Annotated in this window: 4 protein-coding genes and 2 pseudogenes; all 6 read left to right on the top strand. The window is 35.6% G+C overall.

Annotation, left to right across the window (positions count from 1 at the left end; translation table 11 throughout):
- The first annotated feature begins 15 nt into the window (after positions 1–15).
- The 6 genes and pseudogenes from C7Y47_RS05035 (at position 16) to C7Y47_RS05020 (ending at position 12,173) form a co-directional block, all read left to right on the top strand.
- On the top strand, positions 16–1,728 hold the full coding sequence (locus C7Y47_RS05035) for an ABC transporter ATP-binding protein (protein WP_142507760.1): 1,713 nt from the start codon (positions 16–18) through the stop codon (positions 1,726–1,728).
- 40 nt (positions 1,729–1,768) lie between these two features.
- Positions 1,769–3,412, top strand: a complete 1,644-nt coding sequence (locus C7Y47_RS05030) for a (2,3-dihydroxybenzoyl)adenylate synthase (protein WP_185903401.1) — start codon at positions 1,769–1,771, stop codon at positions 3,410–3,412.
- Positions 3,409–9,318: pseudogene (locus tag C7Y47_RS05025) on the top strand (amino acid adenylation domain-containing protein); the annotation flags it as partial. The gene C7Y47_RS05030 and the pseudogene C7Y47_RS05025, both read left to right, overlap by 4 nt.
- Positions 9,319–9,363: 45 nt before the next feature.
- Positions 9,364–10,881: pseudogene (locus C7Y47_RS26245) on the top strand (amino acid adenylation domain-containing protein); the annotation flags it as partial.
- Positions 10,870–11,208, top strand: coding sequence for a phosphopantetheine-binding protein (locus C7Y47_RS26240; protein WP_436970095.1), 339 nt, complete (start codon positions 10,870–10,872; stop codon positions 11,206–11,208). The pseudogene C7Y47_RS26245 and the gene C7Y47_RS26240, both read left to right, overlap by 12 nt.
- A 77-nt stretch (positions 11,209–11,285) precedes the next feature.
- Entirely contained in the window at positions 11,286–12,173 is an 888-nt protein-coding gene (locus C7Y47_RS05020) for an ABC transporter substrate-binding protein (protein WP_221887665.1), read from the top strand.
- The last annotated feature ends 11 nt before the right edge of the window (positions 12,174–12,184 follow it).

Genomic DNA, 12,184 nt, shown 5'->3' with positions numbered 1-12,184 from the left:
GAAGGAGACTTAAGTATGGACAAAAAAAATGCATTTACCAAAAATGCTTCTTTTTATCTTTCTATTGTTTTCAATGTCATCGAGGGTATGCTAGCTGGTTTTAATTTTATCGTACTATATTACACGATTAATGCTTTAATAACAGAGCAATTAACGATGAACTTGTTAACTCGAATTCTGTCATTGTTAGGCGCTGTTTTTGTTATTCGTTTAATCATCTACGCGTTTGGTTATACGAGAGGGCAAATCGGAGGTGCCCAGATTAGTAGAATTCTTCGCTTGACACTGGGCGATAAAATGAAAAAAATACCGCTTTCCTCCTTTACGAAGGCACAAACAGGAGAGTACATTAATGCAACGACAACAAGTGTCAATAATTATGAAAATATTTTGACTCATAAAATAGGAGATATTATAAAAAATTCTTCATTTACTTTACTGCTAATTGGCTTTATTTCGACTATTTATATACCTGCTGGAGTAGTTCTGTTATGTTCAGGTTTATTGTTAATACCAACTCTTTACTTGTCCTTTTTAATGGTAAAAAAATACGGAAATCAAAAGAAAAATATTATGACGAGTAACACAAGTGCTGTAGTTGAGTATATAAATGGTATTCAAACGTTGCGATCATTTGGTTTGGGTGGTGTTAAAAATAAAGCAACAACCTCATCAATGAAGGACTATAGTGATGTTAGTTATTTATATGAGATTAAAGTAATTCCAATTGGTACAACGTTTAGTATTTTGTGTTGGCTAAGTTTACCGATTGTTCTTTATTTAGCAGGACATCAATGGCTGGAAGGGAATTTAGATGCGTCTTCTTTCTTTCTAATTAGCATTTCCCCTTTATTTACATGCAAATTATTTGGCACACTTTTTATTGATATAACCTCTTATAAAAACTTAATGATTGCAAAAAGACAAATTGAGTGTGTCATAGAAGAGGTGGAAGAGTTATCAAATGAGACTTCTTTTGAACCTGAACAGTATAGTATAGCTTTTCAAAATGTGAATTTCGCTTATAACCAAGGGGAACCTATACTACGAAATGTCAATTTTGAAATTGATTCTTCACAGTTTGTGGCGATTGTTGGACCATCGGGTTCGGGAAAATCAACTATTTTAAATTTAATAACAAAATACTATGAGCCTGAACGCGGTGATATATTAATCGGTCAGCAAGTTATTCAATCGATTGCTTCTGAAAAAGTATTGCAGAAAATTTCACTAGTCGACCAAGATATATTTTTGTTTAATGATACGATTTTAAATAATATTCGCTATGCAAAGCCAGAAGCGACAGAACAAGAAATTATTAATGCTGCGAAAGAAGCAAACTGCCATGATTTTATTGAGAAATTAGAGTATGGCTATGACACAATTGTTGGAGAAAATGGTAATAAGCTATCGGGCGGTGAAAGACAACGTATATCCATTGCACGTGCTATTTTAAAGGACAGCCCAATACTTTTATTAGATGAAGCAACAGCGTCGTTAGATATCGAGAATGAGCTGGCTGTAAAAGAAGCGATTAAAAATCTTTTGACAAAGAAAAAAACGGTTGTGATGATTGCCCATACGCTTTCCATTATAAAAAATGCAGACAAAATCCTAGTTGTTAATGAAGGACAAATCGTAGAAGAAGGTTCACATGAAAAGCTCATTGCTAAAGAAGGCAAATATGCAGCAATGTGGAGAAAGGAACATCAATTAAGTAGCGTATAACAAAATGTATTTTATAGAGGAGAGGAAGGGAGCGAAAAGCATGTCTTCACAAATGGATTGGTATTTACATGAGGTTGAACGATATGAGCAATTGGGTTTCTTAAGAAAGAAAACATTAGTGGAGGAGCTAGAAATTATCGCTGAACAATTTCCTCATAACATAGCAGTTGTGGAAGGAAATCGACGCCTAACTTATCAAGAATTGCTTCAAGAAATGGAGCAATTATCGACAGGCTTTTTGTCATTAGGTTGGCGGCAGGGTGATCGAGTTTTATTACAATTACCAAATACAATTGAGTTTATTACTGTATTATTTAGTCTATTAAAAATAGGTGTGCAGCCTGTTCTGATGTTACCTTCTCATAGAGAAATAGAAATTGATACAATCGCAAAGATGGTACAGCCAATAGCATATATATGTTGCAACGCTCATCTTGGTATTCAGTATGAGTGCATGGCTGCACAAATCATCCCTCTGCATAAAAGTATTCGATATATTGTGACGGTTGGTAAATCTACCGTACAGTGGCCAGCAACTTTTACACATGTAACATTAGATCAGCTTAAAGAAAGTAGCTATTCATTAGTGGTTAGTGATTTACCACATTATAGAGATACTGCGTTATATTTATTGTCTGGTGGCACTACTGGTATTCCGAAAATTATTCCGAAAATCCATGAGGCGTATGCTTACAATGCACTAGCCTCTGCTGAAAAATGTGGGATGACTCCTGAAACTGTATACATGGCAGTACTATCTATTTCACATGATTATCCGTTATGCTCTCCAGGCATATTAGGCACTCTTTTTACAGGAGGCAAAGTGGTATTATGTCAAACTTCTAGCTTTGATGAAGCATTTCAAGAAATAGAAAAGGAACGTGTGACACATACCTCAATTGTACCAACAATAGCTAGCTTATGGTTAGAAGCTTTTGAATGGTATGAAGAATTGGATATGTCGAGTTTAGAGGTTGTTTTAATTGGTGCTGCTCACATAGAGCAAAAAACAGCTGTTCATTTTATGGATAAATTTCAATGTAAAATACAACAAGGATATGGATTAGGGGAAGGAATAACTTGCTTCACAGCATTAAATGATCCTATAGAAACTGTTACGAGCTGTCAAGGGCGAGCAATTTCTTTAGGTGATGAAATAAAGATTATAGATGAGCTAGGAAGAGAAGTTCCTCAAGGTGAGCTTGGGGAATTGGTGGCAAAAGGACCGTATACATTTGGGGGCTACTATCAAGCACCTGCTTTAAATGCTGATATTTTCACAATAAATTATTTTTTACGTACTGGTGATAAAGCACGTATAACACCAGAGGGGAATATACAAATTGTTGGTAGAGTAAGGGAACAAATTAATCGTGCAGGTGAAAATATTATACCTTCTGAAATCGAAAGCTTTCTACGAGCACATCCAATTATTAAAGATGTAGCTGTTATCGGTTTGCCAGATAAAGAGTTAGGAGAGAACATTTGTGCATTTTTAGTTACGGATGGACAAAGAATTGAACGAGATGAGATATGTAGTTTTCTAATCCAACTAGGCGTTGCTCAATATAAACTTCCAGATCAAATCATATATGTAGAGCGGTTACCATTTATAAATGTAGGGAAGGTTGATAAGAACAAATTAAAACAAATTACTATAGAAAGAGAGGTGTCAAAGTATTGAGATTAAAGAATGATCTAGATAATATCCAAAGTCTAGCGTTGGAAGTCAATCATCTACTCGGTATACAGAAAGAAATACATGAGGATCAAAATTTATTAGAATTAGGCTTAAACTCCTTACAAGTGATGAAATTAGTTGGCAAACTAAAAAAAGTTGGGGTAACAATTACCTTTAAAGAATTAATATCCGAGCCGTATTTAAGTGCTTGGAATAAATTAATAAATAGAGACTATGTATATACAATTAATAATGATAACGAACTATTAGAAAATCAAGGTAAGACAGTAGCTAATATGTATGAACCTTTTCCATTAACAGATGTACAGTATGCTTATTGGGTTGGACGACAAAGCGGTCAATATTTAGGTGGAAATGGCTGTCATGGTTATATGGAAATTGATGGGCGGAAAATTGATATAGAGCGGCTTAAAGCAGCATGGGCATTAATAATTCAGCATCATCCTATGCTCCGTGTCAAATATACAGAAGATGGTCAACAGCAAATTTTAAAAGAATCACCTTTTACAACTATTGATGTCCACGATTTTACAACTTGCTCGCAAGTCGAGATTAGCAAAAAGCTAGAAACTATTCGCGCTAATACCTCACACCGGCTATTGGCAATTGATCAAGGGGAAGTAGCTTGCTTACAGCTATCCCTATTACCAAATGGTAAAACTCGTCTCCATTTCGATATAGACTTACTTGTAGCTGATGTTCAAAGTTTCCAAATCATTTTAAGAGATTTAGCGGCAGCTTATTCTAGACAGCAAAAACCGAAGGCACCTGAAAATTGGAACTTTGCAAAATATCTCCATGATAAAGCACTAGCAATTGCCAATGAAGAAAGTTACGCAGAGGCTTATTGGAAAAACAGGTTAACTACTTTGCCATTAGGTCCAAAACTACCGTTATCAAACAATGCTGAGTTGATACAACACACCCCTAAATTTACAAGAAGGGAGCATTTTTTAGAAGAACAAACTTGGAGTAAGCTTAAATTGACTGCCTCACACCATAACGTCACACCTGCAATGGTATTGTTAGCAGCTTATGCCTATACATTAAGTAAATGGAGCAGTGAATCTCGTTTTATTATTAATATTCCATTGTTTAACCGAGATACTTTGTCTGAAGAGATAGAGCAAGTTGTAGCTGATTTTACTACGCTACTATTATTGGAAGTCGATAGTGAAAATCGCCAACATTTTTTAGCATTTACGAAAAGTTTACAACAGCAATTTCATCAAGATTTAAACTATACCGCTTATTCAGGTGTGAAAATTCAACGGGATATGGCTAAGTATTTCCCAGATGAAAAAGTGTTTGCTCCGATAGTTTTTTCATGTAATTTAGGCGTACCACTTATAAATGAGGAGTTTAAAGATGCATTTGGTACTATTCATTATATGATTTCACAAACGCCACAAGTTTGGTTGGATTTCCAAATGTTTGATATGGATGATGGTTTGTTATGTATTTGGGATGGTTTAGATGAATTATTCCCTTCAGGTTTGTTGGATGACATGTTTGAACTGTTTATCAAAACTATTGATTGGTTAATTGAAGATGAACAGCATTGGCTTCAACAGCCAGCTATCGAAACAAAAGCACAAGAAGTAAGACGTCAATTAATTGATAATGCCACAATAGAAGATCATGCTCAAGGCTTGCACACGTCTTTCTTCGAAAAAGCAAAGCAACAACCACAAGTTATAGCGCTTATAGATGGTATAAGTCATAAAGAAGTTAGTTATGAGACACTGTCATTACAAGCGGAAAGGGTTGCTGCGGCCCTGTTACATAATGGTTTTAAACAAGGTGATCGAGTAGCTATTTCATTGCCAAGAGGATTAGAGCAAATACAAGCGATTTTAGGAGTACTAGCTATTGGAGGCTGTTATGTTCCTGTACATGTGACACAGCCGATTGAACGTTATAAAAAAATTATTGAGAAGGCAAATGTTTCTTTTATTCTAACAACGGCCTCCTACGAAGAAAAGTACCAAGATATTGAACAAGTACAAGTTATTATGATGGAACAGATACATCAATTTGGTCATGTGAAGTTTCCTAAAGTAGATGTAAACAGTTCTGCTTATATTATTTTCACATCAGGTTCAACGGGAGAACCAAAAGGTGTAGAAATTAGTCATAAGGCCGCTTGGAATACAATTGCAGATATTAATAAAAAATATGATATTAGCAAAGAAGATCGTATTCTAGCATTATCATCATTAGATTTTGATTTATCTATATATGATATATTTGGTCTTTTAAGTGTTGGTGGTAGCCTTGTCCTTATATCAGAAGATACGGCTCGAAACGCAGATATTTGGTTAAAGTTAATATGTAATTACCGTATTACATTATGGAATTCCGTACCTGCATTATTGAAAATGTTTTTAATAGAGGCCGAGAGCTTAAAAACGATTTGTCAGGATTTACGTATTGTGATGTTGTCAGGAGATTGGATTAGTTTAGATATTCCTGAGAGACTGTTAAAAGTAGCACCGAAAGGGCTATTAGTAGCAATGGGCGGTGCGACAGAAGCGGCAATTTGGTCCAATTATTATGATGTCAATCATCCAATACCAGCAAGTTGGCGTTCAATCCCTTATGGAAGACCCCTGAAAAATCAGTTTTATAGAATTATTGATACAAATGGGGAAGACTGTCCGAGTTGGAAAGCAGGAGAGCTGTGGATAGGAGGTGCCGGTGTAGCCAAAGGATACGTAGGAGAGCCACAATTAACTACTGAACGTTTTATTGAAGAGAAAGGTATTCGTTGGTATAAGACAGGGGATATCGGTCGATTTTGGAACAACGGCCTTATCGAGTTTTTAGGAAGAAATGATTCACAGGTAAAGGTACGGGGTCACCGTATTGAATTAGGTGAAATCGAAAGTGCTATTAGAAGTTATGAAATAGTTGAGGATGCTGCTGTCACGGTCAGAGGAGAGGAAAACCAATATTTAGCCGCTTATATTGTAAGTAGTTCTGAAAAAGAGCAAGCACAAACTATTACATATAATAAACCAATGATTGATTGGTCTTATATTGTTCAATTAAAAGAGAATGGGGATTTTACTAAAACTTACAATGAGAATGAAAATCGTTATCGGTCGTTAAAGGATTATTGCGAATATCTTACTATGGAAATGATTAGTAAAATAATTTCCGAATTAGGATTTCCGCTAGAAAAAGATGTTCGTTACAATATTTTAAAAATAATAGAGCGAGAAAAAATTAACAGCAGATATCAAAGTTTAATATATCAATGGTTTAGTTTTTTAGAAAAAAACAATTTAGTTTCTTGTGAAGGATCTACTATTCATAATAAACAATGTTTAATCGTTAATAGTGAAGAACAGTTTAGTAGTTTAGAGAAAATGCAAACAACATATATAAGGGCGTTTGTTTCTGACTTTTTTGAAAAAAGCTATGCACTTTTAACGGGTGAACTAGAGCCTTTAGAATTATTACTTCATCATAACATACATCCTTTAGAACAATTGACTGAAAACATGTCTGATGGAAAAAAACAGCAGGATTTAATAGCGACTCTGATTCAAACCGTTTTAAGTAATCGAACAGAACGCCAAGCACCACTCAAAATATTAGAGGTTGGGGTGCGTCATACGAACACACTTCGTATGCTAGCAGAGACTTTTTCAAAAGATGAGATTCATTATACTGCTACAGATGAGTCCAACTACTTTATAAATCGTGTTCAAAAAATAGTAGGTTTACAGCCCAATATCCATTTTAAAGTACTTGATATAAATAAATGTCCAATTTCTCAAGGTTTTATAGATGGTGAATATGATTTGATTGTGGCGTCGCACTCTTTGCATAGAGCAGTCCATATTAGAAATTCACTTAAAGATTTAAAGAAGTTATTAAAGCATGGTGGGCTATTCGTTAATTTAGAAATGACGGAGAATAATCCTCTGCAATTAGTCAGTACAGCATTTTTAGAAGATGGTTTTACACATTATAAGGATGAACGGGAAAAGACATGTCTTCCATTACTATCGGAAGACCGTTGGCTCTCTATTTTTAAAGAAGAGGGCTTTACAAATATTACGCTTCAGCCTATTGATACAGCCTTTACTCAGTATTTATTTGTAGCTCAAGTTGAAAGACAATCATTTTCAGAATTCCAGCTAGAGCCACTTAAACATTATTTAGAAAAACGATTACCAAGTTATATGATTCCTCATGTAATTATTCCATTAGAGGAGTTACCTATTACGGCCAATGGCAAAGTGAATCGAGCAGCATTACCAATCCCTGAAATTGAGCAAGTCAATTTAGCTACAAAAGAATTTATTGCACCAGCAACCCCAATCGAAATAAGGTTAGCAGAAATATGGACCGAAGTATTAGGGGTAGATGCAATTGGCATCCGTGATCATTACTTTGAGCTAGGCGGGGATTCATTATTAGCTACTCAGCTTAGTGCAAAAATAAAAGAGCAATTTGCTGTCAAAATTAGCTTAGAAGCAATCTTCAATCAACCTGTTTTTCAACAGATGGCACTGTTATTAGAGGAATTAGTGCTACAAAAGACAAACGAAGAAACGGAGAAAAAGCTACCAACTATAGTGCCTAATGAGCGGGATCGTTTCGAGCCATTTCCAATAACAGAAGTTCAACAAGCATATTGGCTAGGTCGTAGTGGTATTTATGCATACGGTGATGTATCCACTCACTGCTATTTTGAAATGGATTGCCCAGCTCTAAATCATGTAAGAGTGGAACAAATATGGAATCGTCTCATACAACATCATGATATGATGAGGGCCGTCATTTTAAATGATGGACAACACCAACAGGTTCAAGAGTTTGTAGAGTACTATTCTATTGCATCGTACAATCTTACAAATCTTTCAACAGAACAGCAAAAAGAACAGCTTACATTAGTGCGAAGTGAGATGGAGCATCAAACATTTAATCCAAGTGAGTGGCCATTGTTTGATATTCGAATGTCGACTATAAATGAACATAAAACAAGACTACATATTAGTTTTGACAATATTATTTTTGATGGTTTTAGTATGTTCTATTTATTTAAAGAGTGGAAGCGCCTATATGATGATTCTTCTGCAAAACTACAAGTGCTTCAATCTACATTCAGAGATTATATATTGGCTTATGAAAAAATTCGGGAAACAGAAATGTATGAGCAGGATATGCAATATTGGAATCAACGTATTGATAATATGTACCCTGCACCAGATTTACCTCTACTTGATTATAAAGGAGATTTATCTAACTGTAAGTTTACGAGATATGAAGAGAAACTATCTTCACAGCAATGGCTAGCCTTAAAGCAATTAGCTACCAAAATGAACTTGTCTCCAGCATCCTTGTTAATCGCTGCTTATGCAGAAACTTTAGCAAGATGGAGTAGTCAACCAAAATTTACAATAAATCTTACTCGTTTCCATCGTGTGCTATTTGAACCGGATGTAGAACAGCTTATAGGTGACTTTACATCGCTTAATCTTTTATCTATTGATATGTCAAAAGGAGAATCTTTTTTAGAACGTGCTAGAAATGTTCAAAAGCAACTATTGCAGGATTTAGAGCATCCTTATGTGGGTGGTGTATATGTAGAGCGTGCACTAGCTAAAAAGTGGAATCGTCAAATGGGCATAATGATGCCATTTGTCTTTACGAGTGGATTAGGGCTTGAAAAAAATAATGGGGCAACAACAATGGGTGGCTATTTAGGAGATATTGTATATGGATTATCTCAAACTCCTCAAGTTTGGCTTGATCATCAAGTTTCAGAGCAAAAAGGTGAACTATGGCTAAGCTGGGATGCAATAGAGGAGATTTTCCCACAGCATTTAGTCATTGGCATGTTTGAGGCATACAGCAGTATTTTAAAAGAGCTTTCTACGAAGGAAAATTTATGGAAAAAAAGAATTGGAAGTCTTGTGCGGTTACCATCTCAAGAGCAAGTAGGAAAAATTAAAGGGCAGGACACAGAAATATCAAATGAGACGTTGTTAAGTCTTGTTGAAAAACAAATAGCTGAAAATCCTACTAATATCGCAGTGTTCTCAGAAGAAAAAACTATTACGTATCAACAGCTATGTCATTTAAAAAATCATACTGCTCAATCATTACTTGAACGGGATAGTACTAAAGGGAAATTAGTTGCTATTGTTATGGAAAAAGGATGGGAACAAATAGTAGCTGCATTGGGGATTATTAAAGCAGGGAAGGCATATTTACCGATTGATTGTACAACGCCTATTGAACGGATGGAATTTCTTTTAAAAGAAGGAGAAGTTCAATCTATAGTAACACAAGCACATATACTCACACAGCTACCCTTCCTAAATGATTATCATGTGACGGTCGTTGATGCTAAATGGGCACATCAAGAATGTCTAGTCGATAGTCCTGACTTGTTGCCTTCAGATTTAGCGTATGTCATTTATACTTCGGGTTCTACTGGTAAGCCGAAGGGTGTCATGATTGATCATAGAGGTGCAGTAAATACAGTATTAGATATTAATCATCGACTTGCTGTTTGTACGGAGGATCGTATTCTTGCGTTATCTAACCTAACGTTTGATTTATCCGTATACGATATTTTTGGCATACTTGCTGCTGGTGGTGGAATTGTTATACCAAAAGCGGAGCATGTAAAAGAACCTGCATATTGGAAAAAATTAATACAAAATCATCACATCTCCATTTGGAATACAGTGCCGGCCTTTATGCAAATGTTAACAGAATATAGTAGGAATATAGAGTCTGCTCAGTATCCAACACTAAGGGCTGTGTTATTGAGTGGTGACTGGATTTCATTAAGCTTGCCTACAGATGTTTGGGAAATTGCGCCAAAGACTCGAATATTGGGATTAGGTGGTGCGACGGAGGCGTCTATATGGTCAAATAGTTTCGATATACAAACAGTAAATAGGGATTGGAAGAGCATACCTTATGGCAAACCTTTAGCCAATCAGTATTACTATATACTAAATGATCAAATGGCAGCTTGTCCTGTGAATGTACCAGGGAAATTGTATATCGGAGGATTAGGACTTGCTATGGGGTATTGGAAAAATGAAGAGCGGACAAATGACCAATTTTTACTTCACCCAATTACAAATGAACGTCTATATGATACAGGAGATTTAGGGCGATATTTACCTGATGGCAATATTGAATTTTTAGGGAGAGCAGATTCACAAATTAAACTAAATGGCTATCGGGTTGAAATAGGTGAAATAGATTATCACCTAGCTAAATTGCCTACTGTGAAGGAAGCGGCAACAATTGTTCATAAACGTAATGGAGCAACAATATTAGTGGCATATGTAGTATTAGAAGATGAACAAAATGGTCTAACTATTGAACAAACCAAAAATTTATTGGCACAAAAATTACCTAATTATTTGTTACCTACTGTGTACAAATATATTGATAAAATGCCACTGTCAGAGAACGGAAAAGTTAACCGTAAACTTTTACAACAGTTACCTCTAGAGCAAGAGGAGTCATCTGAATATAGAGAGCCTTTTACAGAGATGCAAAAAGAAATAGCGAATATTTGGGAAGAAATATTGTCTTATTCACATCCTGGAATTGATGATGATTTCTTCGCATGTGGAGGTAATTCTTTAATGGCCATTCAAATCATCGGAAAAATAAAGGAGAAATTTAATATAGCGCTTTCTATTCAAACATTATTCACTTATTCACGTCTTGAACAACTAGCAGCATTCGTTGAGGAAAACAGTGTCACTATGGAGGAAGGTGCTCTATGAGACAATATCACCTTTCTCGAATAATTTTTATGATTGTCATTTTGGCTTTCATAAGTGGGTGTAGGGAAGATACAAAAATGACCAAGCATTCTTCACTAAAAATAGGTGTGTTGCGTATCGATGATAGTCTGCCTCTTTATGTTGCAGAGAAGGATCAGCTTTTCCAAAAATATGGTGCGTATGTTGAACTTATAGAGTTTGGCAGTGCCTCTGATCAATCGAAGGCGATGGAGGCTGGTGAACTAGATGGCATGATGACTGATATGATCGTTCAAAATTTAATAAAAAAGGGGGGCATTGATGTTAAAACGATTGCATTAGCATTAGGTGCGACGGAGAAGGAAGGAAGATTTTTAGTCATTTCTTCTCCACATAGCTCTATTGTTGAACCGAAGCAGCTAGTAGGGCAATCTGTCATGATCTCTGAGAATACAATGATGGATTATTTAATTGAGCAATATGAACGACATTTGAAACTAGATTCTTCTGAAATAACGAAAATTCATCTTCCGAATCTTTCATTACGTGTAGATACAGTATTAGCTGGAAAAGAAGCGCAAGCAGCTATATTACCTGAGCCATTGGCAAGCTATGCTGTTGCACAAGGTGCAAATATTGTCATTGATGATACAACACTTGGAGAGAACTTTTCCCAATCAGTCATCCTTATGACACAAAAAAACATAACAGAAAATAGAGCTGTGATTGAAAACTTCCTAAGAGCTTACAACGAAGCGATTAAACAGTTAAATCAGCACCCAGAAAAATACTTTGAACTTGCTCTAAAAGTGGCAAACGTACCGGAAATTTTAAAAGGGCATTATGCAATTCCAGTTTTTACTCCTAATTGTGTGCCAGCACAAGAAAATGTCGAGCGTATATCTGATTGGTTAGTTTCCAGAGGATTATTGGACAAAGCTTTTCCATATGAAGATCTAGTAGAAACGTCATTGGAAGAACAATAAAAAGGGGGATA

Source organism: Lysinibacillus sphaericus (genome assembly GCF_006864135.1).
In the GTDB taxonomy this organism is placed as follows: Bacteria; Bacillota; Bacilli; order Bacillales_A; family Planococcaceae; genus Lysinibacillus.
Note: the sequence above shows the minus strand (reverse complement) of the source record. Positions and strands in the feature narration are given on the sequence as shown.

Coding starts and splice junctions, on each gene's coding strand:
- C7Y47_RS05035 (WP_142507760.1), top strand. CDS start 16: ATGGACAAAAAAAATGCATTTACCAAAAATGCTTCTTTTTATCTTTCT.
- C7Y47_RS05030 (WP_185903401.1), top strand. CDS start 1,769: ATGTCTTCACAAATGGATTGGTATTTACATGAGGTTGAACGATATGAG.
- C7Y47_RS05020 (WP_221887665.1), top strand. CDS start 11,286: ATGACCAAGCATTCTTCACTAAAAATAGGTGTGTTGCGTATCGATGAT.
- C7Y47_RS26240 (WP_436970095.1), top strand. CDS start 10,870: ATGCCACTGTCAGAGAACGGAAAAGTTAACCGTAAACTTTTACAACAG.